22 protein-coding genes are annotated in these 20,546 nt (G+C 68.2%); 13 read left to right on the top strand and 9 right to left on the bottom strand.

Features of this window, described 5'->3' with window-relative positions; all coding sequences use genetic code 11:
• Positions 1–10: 10 nt before the first annotated feature.
• Genes BM133_RS09605 through BM133_RS09595 form a run of 3 tightly spaced genes read right to left on the bottom strand, consistent with a single transcriptional unit; the run spans position 11 to position 3,470 of the window.
• Positions 11–1,213 (bottom strand): efflux RND transporter periplasmic adaptor subunit, encoded by a 1,203-nt coding sequence (locus BM133_RS09605; RefSeq protein WP_093433285.1) that lies wholly within the window; start codon positions 1,211–1,213, stop codon positions 11–13.
• Positions 1,210–2,718, bottom strand: a complete 1,509-nt coding sequence (locus BM133_RS09600) for an efflux transporter outer membrane subunit (RefSeq protein ID WP_093433283.1) — start codon at positions 2,716–2,718, stop codon at positions 1,210–1,212. The genes BM133_RS09605 and BM133_RS09600 overlap by 4 nt, the downstream gene beginning before the upstream one ends.
• Positions 2,715–3,470, bottom strand: a complete 756-nt coding sequence (locus BM133_RS09595; RefSeq protein ID WP_093433281.1) for a TetR/AcrR family transcriptional regulator — start codon at positions 3,468–3,470, stop codon at positions 2,715–2,717. The genes BM133_RS09600 and BM133_RS09595 overlap by 4 nt, the downstream gene beginning before the upstream one ends.
• Before the next feature lie 147 nt (positions 3,471–3,617).
• On the opposite strand from BM133_RS09595, the gene BM133_RS09590 reads away from it, so the two are divergent.
• From BM133_RS09590 to BM133_RS09540, 11 genes are all read left to right on the top strand, one after another.
• Positions 3,618–5,147 carry a sigma-54 interaction domain-containing protein gene (locus BM133_RS09590; RefSeq protein ID WP_093433279.1) on the top strand — a complete coding sequence of 510 codons (1,530 nt, stop codon included), beginning with the start codon at positions 3,618–3,620 and terminating at the stop codon, positions 5,145–5,147.
• Positions 5,144–5,407, top strand: a complete 264-nt coding sequence (locus tag BM133_RS09585) for a hypothetical protein (RefSeq protein ID WP_093433277.1) — start codon at positions 5,144–5,146, stop codon at positions 5,405–5,407. Before BM133_RS09590 ends, BM133_RS09585 begins: the two co-directional genes overlap by 4 nt.
• A gap of 157 nt (positions 5,408–5,564) precedes the next feature.
• The gene (locus BM133_RS09580) at positions 5,565–6,752 is read left to right on the top strand and encodes a substrate-binding domain-containing protein (RefSeq protein ID WP_093433275.1); all 1,188 of its coding nucleotides are present in this window, start codon (positions 5,565–5,567) and stop codon (positions 6,750–6,752) included.
• Between the two features lie 164 nt (positions 6,753–6,916).
• A complete protein-coding gene (locus BM133_RS09575) occupies positions 6,917–8,365 on the top strand; it encodes an extracellular catalytic domain type 2 short-chain-length polyhydroxyalkanoate depolymerase (RefSeq protein WP_093433273.1) in 1,449 nt (482 codons plus the stop codon).
• A 44-nt stretch (positions 8,366–8,409) separates the two neighbouring features.
• Positions 8,410–9,174: an ABC transporter ATP-binding protein gene (locus tag BM133_RS09570; protein WP_093433271.1), complete on the top strand. Its 765-nt coding sequence runs from the start codon at positions 8,410–8,412 to the stop codon at positions 9,172–9,174.
• A gap of 58 nt (positions 9,175–9,232) precedes the next feature.
• Complete coding sequence (locus tag BM133_RS09565) at positions 9,233–9,961, top strand: ABC transporter ATP-binding protein (RefSeq protein ID WP_093433269.1); 729 nt, start codon at positions 9,233–9,235, stop codon at positions 9,959–9,961.
• The gene (locus tag BM133_RS09560; protein ID WP_093433267.1) at positions 9,958–10,938 is read left to right on the top strand and encodes a branched-chain amino acid ABC transporter permease; all 981 of its coding nucleotides are present in this window, start codon (positions 9,958–9,960) and stop codon (positions 10,936–10,938) included. Before BM133_RS09565 ends, BM133_RS09560 begins: the two co-directional genes overlap by 4 nt.
• Positions 10,939–10,952: 14 nt before the next feature.
• Positions 10,953–12,020: a branched-chain amino acid ABC transporter permease gene (locus BM133_RS09555; protein WP_093435208.1), complete on the top strand. Its 1,068-nt coding sequence runs from the start codon at positions 10,953–10,955 to the stop codon at positions 12,018–12,020.
• Positions 12,017–12,901, top strand: a complete 885-nt coding sequence (locus tag BM133_RS09550; protein ID WP_093433265.1) for an alpha/beta fold hydrolase — start codon at positions 12,017–12,019, stop codon at positions 12,899–12,901. Before BM133_RS09555 ends, BM133_RS09550 begins: the two co-directional genes overlap by 4 nt.
• 56 nt (positions 12,902–12,957) lie before the next feature.
• Positions 12,958–13,464, top strand: a complete 507-nt coding sequence (locus tag BM133_RS09545; protein ID WP_093433263.1) for a DUF1993 domain-containing protein — start codon at positions 12,958–12,960, stop codon at positions 13,462–13,464.
• A gap of 199 nt (positions 13,465–13,663) precedes the next feature.
• Positions 13,664–14,221: a thioredoxin family protein gene (locus BM133_RS09540; protein ID WP_093433261.1), complete on the top strand. Its 558-nt coding sequence runs from the start codon at positions 13,664–13,666 to the stop codon at positions 14,219–14,221.
• A gap of 1 nt (position 14,222) precedes the next feature.
• Here the strand turns inward: BM133_RS09540 and hemH are convergent, their stop codons facing one another.
• The gene (hemH, locus tag BM133_RS09535; RefSeq protein ID WP_093433259.1) at positions 14,223–15,242 is read right to left on the bottom strand and encodes a ferrochelatase; all 1,020 of its coding nucleotides are present in this window, start codon (positions 15,240–15,242) and stop codon (positions 14,223–14,225) included.
• Positions 15,243–15,281: 39 nt separating this feature from the next.
• On the opposite strand from hemH, the gene BM133_RS09530 reads away from it, so the two are divergent.
• Positions 15,282–16,013 carry an HAD family hydrolase gene (locus BM133_RS09530; RefSeq protein ID WP_093433257.1) on the top strand — a complete coding sequence of 244 codons (732 nt, stop codon included), beginning with the start codon at positions 15,282–15,284 and terminating at the stop codon, positions 16,011–16,013.
• A 3-nt stretch (positions 16,014–16,016) separates the two neighbouring features.
• Here the strand turns inward: BM133_RS09530 and BM133_RS09525 are convergent, their stop codons facing one another.
• Positions 16,017–16,322 (bottom strand): NIPSNAP family protein, encoded by a 306-nt coding sequence (locus BM133_RS09525; RefSeq protein ID WP_093433255.1) that lies wholly within the window; start codon positions 16,320–16,322, stop codon positions 16,017–16,019.
• A 123-nt stretch (positions 16,323–16,445) separates the two neighbouring features.
• On the opposite strand from BM133_RS09525, the gene BM133_RS09520 reads away from it, so the two are divergent.
• Positions 16,446–17,087, top strand: a complete 642-nt coding sequence (locus tag BM133_RS09520) for a LysE family translocator (protein ID WP_093433254.1) — start codon at positions 16,446–16,448, stop codon at positions 17,085–17,087.
• A 6-nt stretch (positions 17,088–17,093) separates the two neighbouring features.
• Here the strand turns inward: BM133_RS09520 and BM133_RS09515 are convergent, their stop codons facing one another.
• The 4 genes from BM133_RS09515 to hpnC are packed head-to-tail and all read right to left on the bottom strand — an operon-like array spanning position 17,094 to position 20,399.
• Positions 17,094–17,396 (bottom strand): hypothetical protein, encoded by a 303-nt coding sequence (locus BM133_RS09515; RefSeq protein WP_093433252.1) that lies wholly within the window; start codon positions 17,394–17,396, stop codon positions 17,094–17,096.
• Complete coding sequence (hpnE, locus tag BM133_RS09510) at positions 17,393–18,652, bottom strand: hydroxysqualene dehydroxylase HpnE (RefSeq protein ID WP_256219107.1); 1,260 nt, start codon at positions 18,650–18,652, stop codon at positions 17,393–17,395. The genes BM133_RS09515 and hpnE overlap by 4 nt, the downstream gene beginning before the upstream one ends.
• Complete coding sequence (hpnD, locus tag BM133_RS09505) at positions 18,649–19,488, bottom strand: presqualene diphosphate synthase HpnD (RefSeq protein WP_093433249.1); 840 nt, start codon at positions 19,486–19,488, stop codon at positions 18,649–18,651. Before hpnD ends, hpnE begins: the two co-directional genes overlap by 4 nt.
• Positions 19,485–20,399: a squalene synthase HpnC gene (gene hpnC, locus BM133_RS09500; RefSeq protein WP_093433248.1), complete on the bottom strand. Its 915-nt coding sequence runs from the start codon at positions 20,397–20,399 to the stop codon at positions 19,485–19,487. The genes hpnD and hpnC overlap by 4 nt, the downstream gene beginning before the upstream one ends.
• Positions 20,400–20,546 lie beyond the last annotated feature (147 nt).

Raw genomic sequence — 20,546 nt, 5'->3', positions numbered from 1 at the left:
CTTGTTTGTCTTATTTGGCGACCGCGGCGGATGCCGCGGATTTGGCCGGCACGGCGGCCGGCGGCGTTGCCGCCACGACGCGCACCAGGTCGCCGTCGTTCAGGAAGCCCGCCCCCTGCACGACGATCTGCGCGCCTTCGGGCAGCGCACTGGTGATCTCGATGCGGTCGTTCAGCCGGCGGCCGATCTGCACCTTCAGCTGCGAGACGCGGTTGTCCGGCTGCAGCAGGAACACGTTGTTGAAGCCGTCGCGCGGAACGATGGAGGCCTGCGGCACGGTGGGCGCCGAGGTGCGGCCCAGTTCGAAGTCGCCGCGCGCGAACATGCCGGCCTTCACGCCCGTGTTCTGCAGCACCGTGGGCAGGTCGACGTAGACCAGCGCCGCGCGCGTCTGCGGATCGACCGTCGGCGCGATGCTGCGCACCTTGCCGCGCACCTGCGCGCCGCTGGCGCTCACCACGAAGGCCTGGGTGCCGACCGCGATGCGCGCGAGCTCGGCCGAGGTGACTTCGGCGCGCCATTCGAGGCGGCCCTGGCGGATCAGGCGAAAGAGCTCGGTGCCGGCCGACACCACGCTGCCCACCGTGGCGGTGCGCGCGGAAATCACGCCGTCGTCCGGCGCCAGCACCTGCGTGTTGCGCCCGCGCACCTGCTGCGCGGCGAGCACGGCCTCGGCCGCCTCGACGCGCGCCTTGGCGGTCTGCTCGGTGGTCTGGTACTGGTTGATCTGCTGCTGGCTCAGTGCGCCGGTGGCTTGCAGCGTGCGGGCGCGCGCGGCATTGCCGGCGGCGTCTGCGGCCGTGGCCCTGGCTTCGGCCAGCGAGGCACGCGACTGGGCGATGTCGGCCTGCACCGTCTCGGGCGAGAACACGGCGAGCACCTGGCCCTTCTTGACCACGTCGCCCACGTTCACGCGCACCTCGGCGAGCCTCAGGCCGTTGGACTCGGAGCCGACGACGGCCTCCTGCCAGGCGGCCACGTTGCCGTTGGCAGCGAGCGTGACCGTCAGCTCGGTGGCTTCGGGCCTGGCGACAGTGACGGTCAGCGAGGGCTTGGGCGCCGGTGCGCCGTCTTTGGCGTCTTTGGACTTGGCCGCCGCGGCCTGCTCGGCGGGCGTGCCCGAGGGCTTGCGCACGAGCCACACGGCCGCAACGACGACGATGACGAGCGCCAGCAGCGCGATGACAAGGGTGGAACGCTTCATTGTTTTCATGGTGACGTCGCAACCGTAGAGGTCGAGGAAGAGGTCATTGACGATTCAGGCCGGTTCCAGCCGCCGCCCATCGAGCGGTACAGCGAAACCCAGGCTTCGGCGCGTTCGCGCTGCAGCGTGACGCGCGCGGTCTGCGCGGTGAAGAGGGTGCGGCGCGAGTCCTCCAGCTCGAACAGGCTCGCCAGGCCGCTGCTGTAGCGCGCCTGCGTGGCGTCGAAGGAGGCCTGGTAGTTCTTCACGGCACTGTCGGCATCGGTGGTGCGGGCATCGATCGCGTCGAGGTTCACGAGCGCCTCTTCCACCTCGCGCACCGCCTGCCGCACGTTCGCGCGGTAGAGCGACACGGCCTCGGTGTAGCGCGCCTTGGCCGCATCGGTGTTGGCCTGGCGGGCGCCGCCATCCAGGAGCGGCACGGTGAGCGACACCGGCCCGACCGTCCAGGTGTCCAGCGACTCGCGAAAACCGCTGGTGCGGATCTGCATGCGGCCGATGGAGCCGGAGATGCTGAGCTTGGGATAGCGCTCGGCCTCGGCCGAGCCTACGTCGGCGCTGGCCGATGCCACGGCGAGTTCGGCCGCGTACACATCGGGCCGCTGCGACAGTGCCGCTGCCGGCACGCTCTGGATGCTGCCCATCACCACCAGCGCGCGCTGCGTGTGCGAGACGGCGAGCTTCTGCGCGAGCGTGGGTTCGTCGATGCCGCTGAGCGCCACCAGCGCCTTGCGCTGTATCGCGCACTGGGCGCGCTGTTGCGTGAGGCGGCCGGAGGCGTCCGAGGCGCTGGCGCGCGCGAGCGCCGCATCGGCCGGCGCGGTGAAACCGGCGCGCGCCGACAGGTCGGTGAGCCGCGAGGTTTCGCTGCGCGACTTGGCATCGGACTCGGACACGCGCAACTGCTGCCGGCAGGCGCGCTCGGCGAAATAGGCGTTGGCGGTTTCAGCCGCGACGGCCACGCGCGCGTCGTGCCATTTGGCGGTGGCGCTGTCGAGCTTCTGCTGGGCCGAATCGCGGTCGGCGCGCAGGCGTCCGAAGAGGTCGATCTCCCACTTGGATTGCAGGCCGGCCTGCAGCGTGGTGAGCGGCGCGGTGGCTGCCGCCGCGGCGCTGCTGCTGCTCGATGAAGAAGCGCCCGTGCCGCCCCCGCTGAAGGACGAGCCCGAGACACCGCGGCTCGCCGTGCCTGTGCCGTCCAGGCTGGGCAGCAGCGCCGCGCCGGCCTGCACGCGCGTGGAGCGCGCCTCGGCCACGCGCGCCGCGGCGCTCGCGAGATTGGGGCTGGCGGTTTCGGCCGCGGCGATCAGTTCGACCAGCAGCGGGTCGTCGAGCTGGCGCCACCAGTCGGCCAGCGATGCGAGCGAGCCGCCGTGGGGCAGGGGCGCATTCCATTGCGCGGGGAACGGCGCCTCGACGGTGGCCGGCGGGCGCATCAGGCCGCAGCCCGCAAGGCCCAGGCTCAAGCCCAACGGGAGGAGGCAGCGGGAGGCAATCAGTCGGAGTCGTCTCATGGCTTCTTTCTCGCGGCGCGTGCAGGGGAGGGCGCAGGCGCGGTGGCGGTTTTTTCGTCGACGCCCGCGCCCTGCCGGCGCGCGGCCTCGGCCTGCACCAGCGCCAGGGCGTAGACGGTGAGGCGATCGGCCCAGGTGTCGATGCTGCGCGGCGTGCGCAAGAGCGACGGGCGCACGGCCTCGATGAAATCCTGGTTCACGTAGAGCTGCATCGACAGCCCCGTGATCGCGAAGGTCAGGCGGTGGATGTCGTCGTCGGCGCGCTCCAGCTTCAGGTGGCGGCACAGCAGCTCGGCGATGGCGCGGTGCGGCCCCTTGATGTCGCGCTCGATTTCCTTGGCCCACTGGCTGGTCGGCTCCAGCATTTCGCGCATGTGCAGCTGGATGCATTGCCGCACGATCTCGCCCTGTTTGAGCGGCTCGATCACCGAGGTGAAGCAGATGCGCAGGGCCGCTTCGAGCGTGAGGTCGGGGGTGCTGAAGATCGCCACCAGGTCGTCGGAGTCGCCGCCCATCGGCTCGGTGAAGCAGGCGCCGTACAGGCCGTTCTTGTCGCGGAAGTAGTAGCTGATGGCCGAGATGTTGACCCCGGCCTCGCGGGCGATCTCGCGGGTCGAAGTCTTGGCGAAGCCCTTCTGCGCGAAGAGCCGCAGGGCGGTGTGCAGGAGGCGGTGGCGCGCCTCGGCGCCATCGGCGCGCGCGGCGCGGCGCGGCGTGGAAATGATGGGATCCCTCGCGTTCATGCCCGGCATTAAACCACGGACGAAATCAAACGATTGATTTACTTAAGGGATGCTGAAGGTCTTTGTCTTCGGCCCTCGCTCCAGCCTTGCCGCGGGCATTTCCAGTGCCACATCCATGCCGGATTTGCCGGGGCCGATGCACAGTACGATCCGCCCATGCCTGCTGCCCCAGCCGCTTCTCCCGCCTTGCCCCTCGATGCAGAGGGCATCCTCGCGCTCGCCGCGCGCTCGATGTTCCATCTGTTCTCCAGTATCAGCCAGGGCATGTTCCTGGTGGACAGCAGTGGGCGCATCGTGTGGGTGAACGAAGGCTACCGGCGCTTCCTGCCGGCGCTGGGGTTCTCGTCAATCGACCAGTTCCAGGGGCACATGGTCGAGGACGTGATCCCCAACACGCAGATGCGCCGCGTGCTCGAGACCGGCGAGCCGATCCTGGTGGACCTGTTGACCAACAAGGCGGGCACCTTCGTGGTCAGCCGCATTCCGCTGCGTGCGGAGAGCGACGGCCTCGAAGGCGGAGCGGGCGATGTGATCGGCGCCATCGGCATCGTGCTGTTCGACCAGCCCGAGACCACGCTGCAGCCGCTCATCAGCAAGTTCGCGCTGCTGCAGCGCGACCTGGACGATGCGCGGCGCGAACTCGCGAGCCAGCGCAACAATCCTCTGTACCAGCACGCGCCCGACGGGCAGCGCCGCTCCAAGTACACCTTCGCGAGCTTCATCGGCAGCAGCCCTGCGGCGGTGGAAGTGAAGCGCCATGCGCGTCGCGCGGCGCAGTCCGCCAGCCCGGTGCTGCTGCTGGGCGAGACCGGCACCGGCAAGGAACTGCTGGCCCACGCGATCCATGCGTCGTCGGCGCGCGCCAAGGGCATGTTCGTCAGCGTCAACATCGCCGCCGTGCCCGACACGCTGCTCGAAGCCGAGTTCTTCGGCTTCGCGCCCGGCGCCTTCACCGGCGCGGACCGGCGAGGGCGCGAAGGCAAGTTCAAGCTGGCCGACGGCGGGAGCCTCTTTCTCGACGAGATCGGCGACATGCCGCTCGGCCTGCAGGCCAAGTTGCTGCGCGCGCTGCAGGAGGGCGAGATCGAGCCGCTCGGCTCCAACAAGCTCGTGCCCTTCGATGCGCGCGTGATCGCCGCCACCTCGCGCGACCTGCCCGAGCTGGTGCGGCGCGGCCTCTTTCGCGAAGACCTCTATTACCGGCTCAACGTGCTGCCGTTGCGCGTGCCGCCGTTGCGGGAGCGTCGCAGCGACATCCCGGCGCTGGTCGAGGCGCTCGGCGAAGACATGGCGCTGCGCAGCGGCGAGGCGCCGCCCGAACTCACACCCGACGCACTCGCGCTGCTCGCGGGCCAGCACTGGCGCGGCAACATCCGCGAATTGCGCAACGTGCTGGAGCAGGTGACCATGCGCAGCGACTCGCAACGCATCGACGCCGTGCAGCTCGAGCGCATCCTGCGCGAAGCCGGGCTGGAGCAGATCGAGCTGCCTGATCTGTCGCATGCGGGCGGCGATGAAGAGGCGGCGCTGCTGCGCCCACTGGCGCAGCAGATCGCGGAACTGGAGCGCAAGGCCATCGCAGCGGCCATGGCCAGCACGGGCGGGAACAAGCTCGCCACGTCGCGGCTGCTCGGCATTTCGCGCGCGACCTTGTACGAGCGCATGACGAACCAGGGGCAGCCGTGAGCGTCCGAGCCCTGCGTTCCACCTTCGGCCCCAACTGCCACTGGTGCGGCCTCCCCATGGACTTCGAGGAGCCGCACGGCAGGCCTGAGTCCGCGACCATCGAGCACCTCGTCGACTCGACCCTGGGCGGCCTGCGCACGCAGAAGCACCGGCGCCTGGCCCATGCCGTCTGCAACCACACGCGCAACGAATTCCGCATGCAGGCCGAGCGCGAATTCCAGCGCTGGATCGCGGTGCGGCAGGCTTCTGGCAAACCCTGACTGATAAAAAGACAGTCGTCTGAAATTCAGACACGACAAGTGTTCTGAAATCAGGCGCCGAGGGCTTCTTCCCAATGAAGAAACCTTTGTTATCAATGAGTTGGGTGCGTGGCACGAACTGTGCAATATTCAGTCACCACTTTCAGGAGACATAACGATGATCCGTCGCCACCTCGTCGCGCTGGCTGCGCTTTCCGCCTGCGCCGCTGCCGCCCCCGCCTGGGCCCAGTCCAACGAAATCCGCATCGCCCACATCTACAGCAAGACCGGCGCGCTGGAGGCCTACGGCAAGCAGACGCAGACCGGCTTCATGATGGGCCTGGACTACGCCACCGGCGGCACGATGGAGGTCAACGGCAAGAAGCTGGTGGTCATCGAGAAGGACGACCAGGGCAAGCCGGACCTGGGCAAGTCGCTGCTGGCCGCCGCGTATTCGGATGACAAGGCCGCGCTGGCCGTCGGCCCGACCGCTTCGGGCGTGGCACTGGCAATGCTGCCCGTGGCCGAGGAATACAAGAAGATCCTGCTGGTCGAGCCCGCCGTGGCCGACTCGATCACCGGCGACAAGTGGAACAAATACATCTTCCGCACCGGCCGCAATTCGAGCCAGGACGCGATCTCCAATGCGGTGGCGGTCGACAAGGCCGGCGTCACCGTCGCCACGCTCGCGCAGGACAACGCCTTCGGCCGCGATGGCGTGAAGGCCTTCGGCGCCGCGCTCAAGAAGGCGAAGCTGGTGCACGAGGAGTACCTGCCGCCCGCGACCACCGACTTCACCGCCGGCGCGCAGCGCCTGATCGACAAGCTGAAGGACCAGCCGGGCCGCAAGATCATCTGGATCGTCTGGGCCGGCGCGGGCAACCCGTTCAAGATCGTCGACCTCGATCTGAAGCGCTACAACATCGAGATCGCCACCGGCGGCAACATCCTGCCGGCGATGGCCGCGTACAAGGCGCTGCCGGGCATGGAGGGCGCGGCGTACTACTACTTCGGCATCCCGAAGAACCCGGTGAACGAGGCGATGGTCTCGGCGCACTACAAGCAGTTCAAGACCCCGCCGGATTTCTTTACCGCGGGCGGCTTCTCGGCCGCGATGGCGGTGGTGACGGCGCTGAAGAAGACGGGCGGCGACACCAACACCAACAAGCTCATCAGCACGATGGAGGGCATGAGCTTCGACACGCCCAAGGGCAAGATGACCTTCCGCAAGGAAGACCACCAGGCGATGCAGTCGATGTACCACTTCAAGATCAAGGTGGACCCCGCGTTCGCCTGGGGCGTGCCCGAGTTGGTCCACGAGATCAAGCCCGAAGAGATGGACATCCCCATCAAAAACAAGCGCTGAGCGCCCACCCGATGCCGCGGCCCTGAGGACGGCCGCATCTCCTTTCGCCCCGGATGGCCGCCGGGCGAAGCGCCAGCCTGCGTCCGCGCAAGCCGGCGCGTTTCCACGGCCGATTCGTCAGTCTGCAAGCAAGCGTTCGATACCCACAACACTAGGAGACAGCGATGCAAGCGATGAGAAGGAACTGGAAGGGACTGGCCGCGGCTGCGGCAATGACGGTGGCGGCGCATGCCGCAGTGGCGGCGGTGCCGTTGCCCGCGCTCAACGCCAATCCGGCGGAGGTCAGTGTGTCCGGCCTCTCGGCCGGCGGCTTCATGGCGGTGCAACTGCACGTGGCCTATTCGGCCACGTTCAAGCGCGGTGCCGGCGTCGTGGCCGGCGGGCCGTACTACTGCGCCGAAGGCTCGGTGCTCAATGCCACGGGGCGCTGCATGACGCACAGCACCAGCATCCCGGTGTCCACGCTCGTGAGCACCACCAACAGCTGGGCCGCGAGCGGCGCGATCGACCCGGTCTCGAACCTGACCGGCTCCAAGGTCTACCTGTTCTCCGGCACCGCGGACAACACCGTCAAGCAGGCGGTGATGGACGACCTGAAGACCTATTACCAGAGCTTCGTGCCTACAGCCAACACGGTCTACAAAAACAACCTGGGCGCGGGCCACGCGATGGTCACCGACGACTACGGCGGCGCCTGCAGCACCACCGCCTCGCCCTACATCAACAACTGCGGCTTCGACCTCGCGGGCGAGATCTTGACGCACCTGTACGGCCCGCTGAACCCGCGCAACAACGGCACGCTGGGCGGCACCTTCACCGAGTTCAACCAGTCGGAGTTCATCACCGGCCACGGCGCGGCCGCCACCGGCTGGATCTACGTGCCGCAGGCCTGCACCACCACCTCGTGCCGCGTGCACCTGGTGCTGCACGGCTGCAAGCAGAACTACACCGACGTGGGCGACCAGTACGTGAAGAAGACCGGCTACAACCGCTGGGCCGACACCAACAACATCGTGCTCATCTATCCGCAGACCAGCACCGCGGCCACCAACAGCTGCTGGGACTGGTGGGGCTACGACAACGCGAACTACGCGAAGAAGTCGGGCCCGCAGATGGTGGCGATGAAGGCCATGGTCGACCGCGTGACCAGCTCGGGCGGCGGCTCGTCGCTGCCGGCGCCTACCGGCGTGGGCACCTCGGGCGCGACCGCCAGCAGCATGGTGATCGGCTGGGCGGGTGTCTCGGGCGCCACCGGCTACAACGTATACCGCGGCGGCAGCAAGGTCAACGCGGCGCCCGTTGCCGGCACCAACTACACCGACACCGGCCTGGCCGCCTCCACCACCTACAGCTGGACCGTGGCCGCGCTGGACGCGAGCAACGCGCAGGGCGCGATGTCGACGGCGGCCACCGGCACCACCACCTCGGGCGGCACCGGCGGCACCTGCTACACCGCGAGCAACTATGCGCACACCCTGGCCGGGCGCGCCTATGCGTTGTGGGGCCTGACGTATGCCTACGGCTCGGCGCAGGCCATGGGGCTGTGGAACATCTACGTCACCACCACGCTGAAGCAGACCGGCCCGAACTACTACGTGATCGGCACCTGTTGAGGCCGGTCGAGATCGACACTCTTTTCTTTTCGCAATGACCAACGATGCTTGAGACGCTAGATCTGACCATCCGCTTCGGGGGACACGTGGCCGTCAACAGCGTGAGCTGCGCTTTTGCGCCGGGCACGCTGACGGCCATCGTCGGCCCCAACGGGGCGGGCAAGACCACCTACTTCAACCTGATCTCGGGGCAGCTCAAGGCGAGCGCCGGCACGGTGTCGCTCGACGGGCAATCGCTCTCGGGCCTGTCGCCGTCCGCGCGTACGCACGCGGGGCTCGGGCGGGCCTTCCAGCTCACCAACCTGTTCCCCAACCTCTCGGTGCTGGAGAACGTGCGCCTGGCGGTGCAGGCCACGCGCGAGGGCGCGCACCGGCGGGGCCTGAACCTCTGGAGCATCTGGAGCGACCACAAGGCGCTGACCGAGCGCGCGGACCAGATCCTCGCGGACGTGGCGCTCAAATCGCGGGAGCACGCCACGGTCGCGAGCCTGCCGCACGGCGACCAGCGAAAGCTGGAGGTGGCGCTGCTGATGGCACTGGAGCCCAAGGTCTTCATGTTCGACGAGCCCACGGCCGGCATGAACGCGGCCGAGGCGCCGGTCATCCTGGACCTCATCCGCAAGCTCAAGCAGGACAAGACCAAGACCATCCTCCTGGTCGAGCACAAGATGGACGTGGTGCGCGAGCTCGCGGACCGCATCATCGTGCTGCACAACGGCACGCTGGTGGCCGATGGCGAACCGGCCGAGGTGATCGCCTCGCCGGTGGTGCAGGAAGCCTACCTGGGCATCGCGAAGGAGGCAGCATGAGCGCAGCGCCGGGCCGCCCCAAGCAAGCTCGCACCGCAGTGCGAAGCACGGAGGTCTTCTGATGAACACCAACTTGTTGACCCTCGAAGGCGTGCAGACGCACATCGGGGCGTATCACATCCTGCACGGTGTGGACCTCGCCGTGCCCAAGGGCCAGCTCACCATGCTGCTGGGCCGCAACGGCGCGGGCAAGACGACCACGCTGCGGACCATCATGGGCCTGTGGCATGCATCGCAAGGCCGGGTGCGCTTCGGCGACAAGGACATCACCGCGCTGCAGACGCCGCAGATCGCGGGCCTGGGCATTGCCTACGTGCCCGAGAACATGGGCATCTTCTCGGACCTCACGGTGAAAGAGAACATGCTGCTCGCCGCGCGGGGCGCCAAGAACGCCGCGCAGATCGACGATGTGCGGCTGAAGTGGATCTTCAAGCTCTTCCCCGCGGTCGAGAAGTTCTGGAACCACCCGGCGGGCAAGCTCTCGGGCGGCCAGAAGCAGATGCTGGCCGTCTCGCGCGCCATCGTCGAGCCGCGCGAGCTGCTCTTGATCGACGAGCCCAGCAAGGGCCTCGCGCCCGTGATGATCAACAACATGATCGACGCCTTCGCCGAGCTCAAGCGCAGCGGCGTGACGATCCTGCTGGTGGAGCAGAACATCAACTTCGCCCAGCGCCTGGGCGACAACGTCGCGGTGATGGACAACGGCCGCGTGGTGCACAGCGGCTCGATGGCGGCGTTCTCCGCCGATGCGCAACTGCAGCAATCGCTGCTCGGACTGGCTCTATGAAACTCGACTTCGACTGGAAGCCGCTGCTGCTGGCTCCCGTGCTCGCGCTGGTCGCGCTGCCGCTCACGGGCTCCTTCTCGACCTGGCTCACGCTCACGGTCGCGGGCCTGGCGATGGGCATGATCATCTTCATCATCGCCTCGGGCCTCACGCTGGTGTTCGGCCTCATGGACGTGCTGAACTTCGGCCACGGCGTGTTCATCGCGCTCGGCGCCTTCGTGGCGAGCAGCGTGCTCGGCCTCATGGGCGACTGGACCGGTTCGCAGGAACTCTGGCGCAACCTCGTGGCTGTGTTTCCCGCGATGCTGGTCGCGATGGCCGTCGCGGGCGCGGTCGGGTTTGCCTTCGAGCGCTTCATCGTGCGGCCGGTGTACGGCCAGCACCTGAAGCAGATCCTCATCACCATGGGCGGCATGATCATCGGCGAGGAGCTCATCAAGGTGATCTGGGGCCCGGCGCAGGTGCCGCTGCCTTTGCCCGAGGCGCTGCGCGGCTCGCTGCTGGTGGGCGATGCGGCGATCAGCAAGTACCGGCTGCTCGCGGTGGCCGTGGGCATCGTGGTTTTCGGTGTTCTCGCATGGACGCTCGGCCGCACCAAGATCGGTCTCCTGATCCGCGCCGGCGTGCAGGACCGCGAGATGGTCGAGTCGCTCGGCTACCGCATCGGCCGGCTCTTCGTCGGCGTGTTCGTGGTGGGCAGCGCGCTCGCGGGCCTGGGCGGCGTGATGTGGGGGCTGTTCCAGCAGAACCTCGTGCCGCAGATGGGCGCGCAGGTCAACGTGCTGATCTTCATCGTCATCATCATCGGCGGGCTCGGTTCGACGGGCGGGGCGCTCATCGGCGCGCTGCTCGTGGGCCTCATGACCAACTACATCGGCTTCCTGCTGCCCACGGTCACGCAGTTCGCGAGCATCTTCCTGATGGTGGCGGTGCTGTTGTGGCGTCCGCAGGGCGTGTACCCCGTGGCGAACCGTTGAGGAAGAAGACGCTCATGTTCCTGAAACGACTTCTCTCCAACGACATGCCGCGCAGCCGCCTGCTGGCGCTGCTGCTCGTGGCGCTGTTCATCGCGCTGGCCTTCGCGCCGTTCATCTTCCCGGGCGTGAAGGCGCTCAGCGTCGCGGCCAAGATCCTGGTGTTCGTGGTGCTGGTCGCGAGCTTCGACCTGCTGCTGGGCTACACCGGCATCGTGAGCTTCGCGCACACGATGTTCTTCGGCATCGGTGCGTACGGCATCGCGATTTCCGCTTCGCGGCTCGGACCCAACTGGGGCGCGGTGCTCGTGGGACTGGGTGCATCGCTCGCGATCTCGCTGGTGCTCTCGTTCGCCATTGGCCTGTTCTCGTTGCGGGTGCGCGCGATCTTCTTCGCGATGATCACGCTGGCGGTGGCCTCGGCGTTCCAGACGCTGGCCTCGCAGCTGTCGGATTTCACCGGCGGCGAGGACGGTCTGACGTTCAAGCTGCCCGAGCTGATTTCGCCGAGCTTCGAGTTTGCCGAGGAGCCGTTCCTCGGCGTCTCGCTCGATGGGCGGCTGCTTTGCTACTACCTGCTGTTCGTCGCGGCCGTGGTGCTGGTGCTGGCGCTGCTGCGCATCGTGAACTCGCCCTTCGGCCGCGTGCTGCAGGCGATCCGCGAGAACGAGTTCCGCGCCGAGGCCATCGGCTACCGCGTGGTGGTGTACCGCACGACGGCAGCCGTGCTGTCGGCGCTCTTCGCCACGCTGGCGGGCGCGATGCTCGCGATCTGGCTGCGCTACAACGGGCCCGACACCTCGCTGAGCTTCGAGATCATGATCGACGTGCTCCTGATCGTGGTGATCGGCGGCATGGGCACCATCTACGGCGCGGCCATCGGCGCGGTGCTGTTCGTGGTGGCGCAGAGCTATCTGCAGGACCTGCTGCGCCTGGGCAGCGAGGCGGCGAGCGGGCTGCCGTGGCTCGCGGCGCTGCTGTCGCCGGACCGCTGGCTGCTGTGGCTCGGTGTGCTGTTCGTGCTGTCGGTGTATTACTTTCCGACCGGCATCGTCGGCAAGCTGCGGGCGAGGGCGGCACGATGAGCGCGCTCCTCATTCCCACATCGCACTACGCGGAACTTGTCGGGCGCGAGATCCATTGGCTCGAATGGGGTGCGCCCGATGCGCCGGTGGTCATCGCCTGGCATGGTCTCGCGCGCACCGGCCGTGACATGGACGAGTTGGCGCAGCACTTTGCCTCGCGGGGCTTTCGCGTGATCTGCCCCGACACCATCGGCCGGGGCCTGAGCCAATGGAGCCCGTTGCCCGACGAGGAGTACCAGCTCTCGTTCTATGCAAAGCTCGCGAACGCGCTGTGCGACGAGCTGCGCCTGGGTCGCGTGCATTGGGTCGGCACCTCGATGGGCGGCGCGATCGGCATGGTCTGCGCCTCGGGCCTGTTCGAGCCGCGCATGAAGGCGCGCATCGCGAGCCTCACGCTCAACGACAACGCGCCGCAGCTCGCAGAGGCCGCCATCGAGCGCATCCGTGCTTATGCGGGCCAGCCGCCTTCGTTCGACACGGTGGCCGAGCTGGAGGCGTTCTTCCGCACCGTCTACAAGCCCTACGGATGGCTGAGCGATGCGCAATGGCGCCGCCTCACCGAAAGCTCCACCCGCCGCCTGCCCGACGGCCGCGTGACGCCGCACTACGACCCGGCGATGGTCAAGCAGTTCAGCGCGCACGACAACGACTACCTGATCTGGCCGCACTACGACGCGATCGAGGTGCCGGTGCTGTGCCTGCGCGGCGCCGAGTCGGACCTGGTGCTGCCCGAGGCGGTCGAGGAGATGCGGCGCCGGGGGCCGGGCGCCGAGGGGCGGCTGCAGGTCATCGAAATCCAGGGGTGCGGCCACGCGCCCGCGCTCAACGTGCCCGAACAACTGGAGCCCATCGAGGGGTTTATCCGCGCCGCCGGTCGCTGAACGCAGGGCGGCAGCACAATCGCCGCGGCTTCAACCACTACAAGGCTCACCTCACCATGGCGCTCTCGATGTACGACATTTCGGTCCCGGTCTTCACCCGCGGACTCGGCCAGCTCATCCACCTGTTCGACAAGAGCCTGGCGCACGCCAAGGCCAACGGCATCGACACCGCCACGCTGGTCGATGCGCGCCTGGCGCCCGACATGCTCACGCTGGCCGGCCAGGTCCAGCGCGCGAGCGACGCCTCCAAGCTCGGCGCAGCGCGCATCGCGGGCATCACGGCGCCCAGCTTCCCCGACGAGGAAAAGACCTGGGACGATCTCGTGGCCCGCGTCCGCAAGACGCAGGATTTCCTTGCGACCATCGACCGTGCGCTGATCGACGGCCAGGAGGAACGCCCCGTGACCATCAAGCAGCGCGAAGGCGAAGCGCACTTCACGGCGCAGCGCTACCTGCTGCAGTTCGCGCTGCCCAACTTCTTCTTCCACGTGACCACGGCCTACGACGTGCTGCGCCACAGCGGCATGCCGGTCGGCAAGCTGGATTACCTCGGCAAGTTCTGAGTGCCCCCAGGGCTGGGCTGCGCCCAGCCCGTCCCCGCAGGGGATCAAGTCAAGTGGCAAAGCCACATCGGCTTGAGAGCGCCGTTCGTCACGGCTTCGCGACAAACTTCAAATTGCCGTGACACATGCGCGCCGGCCCGGCGCGCGCCCAACAATCGCGCCAGACCGCTGTCGGTCTGACACGAATGGGGTTGCGATCATGGGCAAGCTGCTGTCGAGAAGGGCGTTTTCAGGACTGGGTGCGAGCGTGGCTGCGGCCGCCTGCTGGCCGATGCAGGGTGCGCTCGCCGCATCGCCGGGCCTGAAGGACTACGGCCGCGCGCCCGAGTTCGCGGGCATCGAGAAGTGGCTCAACTCGGGACCGCTCACGATGCAGGGCCTCGCGGGCAAGGTGGTGCTGGTCGACTTCTGGACCTACACCTGCATCAACTGCATCCGCACACTGCCGCACGTGGTGCGCTGGTACGAGACGTACAAGGACCAGGGCTTCGTCGTCGTCGGCGTGCACTCGCCGGAGTTCGCCTACGAGCGATCGACCCGCAACGTGCAGGACGCGATCGAGCGCTTCAACATCCGCTACCCAGTGGCGCAGGACAACAGCTTCACCACCTGGAAGGCCTACGACAACCAGTACTGGCCGGCGTTCTATCTCGTCGACAGCAAGGGGCAGGTGATGCGCCAGCACTTCGGCGAGGGCGAGTACGCCGAGATGGAGGCCGCGATCCAGGCGTTGCTGGCCCGCAAGGCCGCGGGCTGAGTTACCGGGTCGGCCAGCCGGCGAGGTTGCGCTCGGCGATGCCCGCGAGTGCGGTGATCCATGCCGGGCTGTCGTTCAGGCAGGGGATGTAGTTGAACGCCTGGCCGCCCGCGTGCAGGAAGGCCTCGCGGCCTTCCATGGCGATCTCTTCCAGCGTCTCGAGACAGTCGGCCGGGAAGCCCGGGCACACCACGTCGACGCGCTTCACGCCGCTTGCGCCGAGCTCGCGCAGCGTCGGCTCGGTGTAGGGCTCGAGCCACTTGGCGCGGCCGAAGCGCGACTGGAAGGTGACGCGGGACTGCGCGTTGGAAAGGCCGAGCCGCGCGGCGAGCAGGCGCGCGGTTTCGAGGCACTGCGCCTGGTACGGATCGCCGAGCGCGATGTTGCGCGCGGGGATACCGTGAAAGCTCATCAACAGCACCTCGCCGCGGCCCTCGGTCTTCCAGTGGCGCTCGATGCCCTGCGCGAGCGCATCGATGTAGCCGGGGTCGTCGTGGTACTGGTTGACGAAGCGGAATTCGGGAATGCGGCGCTGCGTGCGGCTCCAGTCGTTCACCGCGTCGATCACGCTCGCGGTGGTGGTGGCCGAGTACTGCGGATAGGCCTGCAGCACCAGCACGCGCGTCGCGCCTTCGGACTGCAGCGCGTCCAGGCGCGAGGCGATCGATGGGTTGGCGTAGCGCATCGCATCGCGCACCGTGACGCGGTGGCCGCGCTCGCCGAGCCAGCCGGCCAGGAGCGTCGCCTGCTTCTGCGTCCACACCTTGAGCGGCGAACCCTCGGTCATCCAGATGCTCGCGTACTTGGCGGCGGACTTGGCGGGCCGCGTGCGCAGGATGATGCCGTGCAGGATCAGCGCCCAGAGCAATTTCGGAATTTCGACGACGCGCGGATCGCCCAGAAAGTCGGCGAGGTAAGGGCGAACGGCGGCGGCGGTGGGGGCGTCGGGAGAGCCCAGGTTGCACCAGAGCACGGCGGTGCGGTCATTGGCGGAACTGGTGTTCGTCGTGGCGTTCGTCATGGCATTCGTCGGGGCTTGAGGCATGCGATATTCTCGGGCATGACCTCCGCTCCCCCAGCGCCCGCGAGCGCCGCGCCGCTCGACGTCCAGCGCATCGCCGCGATCTCCCTCGACCTGGACGACACCCTCTGGCCCATCTGGCCGACCATCGAACGTGCTGAAGCCGTGCTGCAGGAATGGCTCTTGCGCGAGGCGCCCAAGACCGCCTCGCTGCTGCTCACGCCCGGCATCCTGCGCGAACTGCGCGAGGCCACCGCCAAGGAGCGCTCGGACCTCGCGCATGACCTGAGTGCGCTGCGCCGCGAGTCGATCCGCACCGCGCTCACGCGGGCGGGTGAAGACCCGGCGCTGGCCGATCCGGCGTTCGATGCCTTCTTTGCCGAACGCCAGCGCGTGACGCTCTACGACGATGCGCTGCCCGCGCTCAAGTGGCTCAGCGAACGCTATCCGCTGGTCGCGGTGTCGAACGGTAACGCCGACATCCACCAGACCGGCGTGGGCCGCTGGTTCCGCACTGCGTTCAATGCGCGCGCCTTCGGCAGCGGCAAGCCGCATGCGCAGATCTTCCGCGCCGCCGCGGCCTCGGTCGGCCTCTTGCCCAAGGACGTGCTGCACGTGGGCGACGACGCCGAGCTCGACGTGGTCGGCGCGCTCAACGCCGGCATGCAGGCCGCATGGCTGGTGCGCGACGAACGCCCCTGGGTGCACGGCGCGCGGCCGCAGCTGATCGTGCCGAACCTGCACGCGCTGTGCGTGGCGCTGGGCGCCTGAGCCTTATTCGAAGACGGGCCTGAAGAAGCTGCGCTCGTAGCTGAGGAAACAGCGCGTGTCCTGCGCGTACTTGAACGCGGCCTGGCACTCGGGGTCCTGCATCGAGTCGGCGCGGTACTTCTCGTAGGCCGCGAGGCTCGGGAAGCTGAACATCGCCAGCGCCACGTCGTTGGCGCCTTCCGAGGGCAGGAAGTAGCCGTGGTGCGTGCCGCCGAACTTCTCGACCAGCGGAATCCAGAGCTTGCCGTAGTGCTCGAATTCCTTGAGCTTGTAGGCGTCGACGATGTAGCGCAGGTAGCAGGTGACCATGTTCTTTGTCCAGGGGTGAAGGGCAATTGGCGCGGCCCTGGCGGGCGGCGGGCCGTCGGACTATAGTTTCCCGCTCCCCCGTCTCCGCATCCCTCGATCACCTTTCGCGCAGGAACTCCGAAAGTGCACCTCTCCAACTGGCTCATCTTCTGCGGCGTGACGCTGCTCGTCGCCTTCACCCCCGGCCCGGCCGTGCTGCTCGCGGTCTCGAACTCGATCGCCGTGGGCCCGCGACGCGCGATGATCAGTTCGCTGGGCAATGCGGTGGGCCTGTTCATGGTGTCGGCGGCCGCGATGGCGGGGCTGGGCGTGGTGCTGACGACCTCGGCCTCCGCGTTCATGGTGCTGAAGGTGGCCGGTGCGGCTTACCTCATCTACCTGGGCGTGAAGCAGTGGCGCAACCGGGCCAGCGTGTTCTCCGACCTGGCCGCAACCGGTGCGCCCGCCGCGCCGCGCGCCGCATGGCGCCTGTTCGGCAACGGCGTGACCGTGGCGCTCACCAATCCCAAGGGCATCCTTTTCTTCTCGGCGCTGTTCCCGCAGTTCCTCATGCACGACGCGCCGATCCTCGGGCAGTTCGCGGTGCTGACGGCCACCTTCGCCGCGGGCTCGGTGCTGTCGCACGCGTTCTATGTGCTGCTCGCGCGGATATTGAAGAAGCAGTTGTCCGACCCGCGCCGCTCGAAGCTCTTCAACCGCGTCTCCGGCGGCGCCTTCGTGCTGCTGGGCTTGAGCTTGCTGCGCCTGCCCGGCAAGGCGGCCTGATCGAGATCAGTCGAGCGCGAACTGCTCGCGCAACGCGGCGCAGAAGTCCGCCGTGCCGCCGAGCGAGAAGGTGAGGGTGGTGAAGCGCGGGTCTTCGCGCGTTTCCTGCAGGTCGAAGTCCCAGGTCGCGCCTTCGTCCAATGCGCCGCGCGCATTCGGAAACTCGGCTTCCGCCCAGGCGAGCACCTGTTCGATCTCTGCATGCACCTCGGGTACTTTCTCTGGCGAGATCGAGGCCATGGCATCGAAGGTGCCGTGGCCTTCGGTGTCTTCGCTGTAGTCGAAGTCGAGGTAGCGCAGTCCGGTCATGGGGTGATCGATGCCTTGGCGGCGGCCAGTCCGCTGAGTACGGCGCCTTCGAGCGTGGCGGGGTAGGGGCCTTCGGTGTAGTCGCCGCAGGCCTGCAGGCCGGGCGCGATGCGCATCGGCGGCCGTGCGAGCGCGGGTGTGCAGGCGAAGGTGGCGCGCTTCTCGACGACGGTCTGAATGATCTCCAGTGAGGTCTGCCCCAATTGCCCTGCAGCCTGCGCGATCACCTGCGCTTCGAGCACTTCGCGCGATGCCTCGTTGGCGCTGACGACCAACGCGAGCACGCCATCCGGTCCGTCGAGCTGGGCGCGGTCGAACACGAACTGTGCGGGCGCCGTGGCCGGATCGCTGCGCAATGCCAGCATCGGCTCCGCCAGCTTCGAGGCGCCGCGCACATAGACCGTGGCGATGGCTTCGAAGCGCAATGCCTCGGTGGTTTCGCACCAGCTGTCGGCCGGCAAGCCCGATGCACGAACGAGCCGCGCGGCGTCCCAGGGTGCGCAGGCCAGGACGACCCGGTCGAAGGTTTCGTCGTCGACGCGCCATTGCCCGGCCTCGGGTGCGATGGCGCGCACGCGCGTGCCGATGCGCAGCGTGGCGCCGTGCTTCGCCAGCCACGCCATCGCGGCATCCGGGAACAGCGCACCGAGGTCCACACGCGGCAGCAGCAGGTCCGCACCACCGCTGCCGCTGAAGAGCGCGTCGCGCAGCACGCGCAGGAACACTTCGCCGCTTGATTGGGGTACCGGCGTGTTGAGCGCCGAGACGCACAACGGCTCGATCAGCTCCTGCATCACGCGCGGCGTGAGGTTTGTGCACAGGTCGGCCACCGAGGTTGTGCTTGCACAGCGGAAGCCGGAAAGGCGCCATCCGATGGCGGTGCGCAGCAGCGAGGACTTGTCACGCCATGTCCAGCCCCGCGCCGTGAAGATGCCCGTCAGCAGATCGAGCGGCGCAGGCAGCCGCGGCAGCTTGAGCCCGCCGCCGTCGGCGAATCGCAGCGAGAGCGGCAGGCGATGCAGTGCCTTCTCCACATCGACACCGACTTCGCGCATCAGCTTCAGCGTGGCCGTGTAGGCACCGATCAGGATGTGCTGTCCGTTGTCCAGCGCCATCCCGTGCATGTGGTCGACGCGCCGCGCGCGTCCGCCCGGCATGGGTGCGGCCTCGAACAGCGTGACGGCATGGCCGAGCCGCGTGGCCTCGACCGCAGAGGCGAGGCCGGCCCAGCCGGCGCCGATGACGGCTGTCTTCAAATCCGCCCCAGGGCCTGGACTTTCCATGCGAGCCAGAACTTGCGAACGGGCGTCAGGCTCACGCGCTGGTTCAGCACCTGGAAGTCGTCGCGTTCGATCTCGCGCAGCAGCGTGCGGTAGATGCTGGCCATCATCAGGCCGGGCTTCTGCGTGCGGCGGTCGGCCACCGGCAACAGGGCGAGCGCCTCGTCGTAGGCGGCATGCGCGCGCTGCGCCTGGAACTTCATGAGCGCCACGAAGCGGTCCGAGTGCACACGGTTCAGGATCTCGTGCGCCTTCACGTCGAACTGCTGCAGTTCGTTGACCGGCAGGTAGATGCGGCCACGCAAGGCGTCTTCGCCCACGTCGCGCAGGATGTTCGTGAGCTGCAGCGCCAGGCCCAGCTTGTGGGCGTAGGCGGTGGTCTGGGGATCGGTCTGGCCGAAGATGCGCGCCGCGACCTCGCCCACCACGCCGGCCACCAGGTGGCAGTAGCGCGCGAGGCCGGGGAAGTCGAGGTAGCGGGTCTGGTCCAGGTCCATCTGGCAGCCGTCGATCACCTCGTGCAGCTGGCGCGCCTGGATGCCGTAGGCCGCGACGTGCGGCATCAGCGCCAGCATCACCGGGTGGCGCGGCGTGCCCGCGAAGGCCTGGGCGACCTCGGTGCGCCACCAGGCGAGCTTGGTGGCGGCCACGCCGGGGTCGGTGACCTCGTCGACCACGTCGTCGACCTCGCGGCAGAAGGCATAGAACGCCGTGATCGCGGCGCGGCGCGGCTTGGGCAGGAACAGGAAGGCGTAATAGAAACTGCTGCCCGAGGCGGCGGCCTTGTCTTGCACGTATTGCTCGGGATTCATCGGGGAGGCGCTGCTTTCATGGGGCGCCATTGTCTCCGCATCCGCAGCGTCTTCCAGAGCAGCACGGGCGCATCGGCCTTGCCGATCGTGGGGCGCTGGGAGAAGGTGTCGAAGCCCAGGTCGGTGATCTTGTCCAGGATGCGCAGGCCCCCCTGCACGACCAGGCGCAGCTCCCAGCCCGCGCGGCCCGGCAGGCGATGCACCAGCGGCGCGCCTTCGTCCATGAGCTCGCGGGCCCAGAAGGACACGATCGACACGAGGTTGATGGCCTCCTGCGGCGGCGGCGCGGCCGAGAGCGGCGCGAACACCTTGAAATGCTCGCGCGTGAGCCCGCGCCGGGCGCAGTCGGTCAACGGAAAGTAGAAGCGCCCGCGCGGCAGGTCCACGCTCGGGTCCTGCCAGAAGTTGATGAGCTGCAGCGCGCTGCAGATGGCGTCGCTCTGCGCCAGCGCCTGTGCATCGTGCACGCCGTAGAGATGCAGCAGCAGCCGCCCGACCGGGTTGGCCGAGCGGCGGCAGTAGTCGAGCAGCTCGGCGCGGTCGGCGTAAGTGCCGTTGTCGCGGGTCTTCTCGACGTCCTGCATGAAGGCGCTCAGCAGGTCGGCGAGCAGGTTTTCGGGGAGGCCGTACTGCGCGATGCTGTGGGCGAGCGGGCCGAAGACGTGCGGCCAGCGCGACGCGGCGAGCGCCTCGCCCTGCGCGGCGGCGGCCAGTTCGCCCCGGTAGGCGCGCAACTCGGCCAGGCGCTGGTCGGGCGACGCATCGCCTTCGTCGGCGATGTCGTCGGCGGTGCGCGCAAAGTGGTAGATCGCGGCAATCGGCGGGCGCAGGTGCGGCGGGCAGAGCCACGAGGCGACCGGAAAGTTTTCGTAGTGCGCCGGCGGGGCGGCTTGGTGGGGAGTGGCGGACACGCCACGATTGTCCGCGAGACGATGCCCGGCACTTATGCTCGGTGCGTTGCCACTTCGAACAGCTCGCCCATGAACGCACCGGCCCCGGCCCCCACGGCCCAGATTCCAGCGCAAGGCGGAGCAGGACATCCGGCAGGGCCCGGACTG

Origin of the sequence: Variovorax sp. 770b2 (genome assembly GCF_900115685.1) — a bacterium.
In the GTDB taxonomy this organism is placed as follows: domain Bacteria; phylum Pseudomonadota; class Gammaproteobacteria; order Burkholderiales; family Burkholderiaceae_C; genus Variovorax.
The sequence above is the reverse complement of the archived record's forward strand: the minus strand, read 5'-3'. Positions and strand labels throughout refer to the sequence as shown.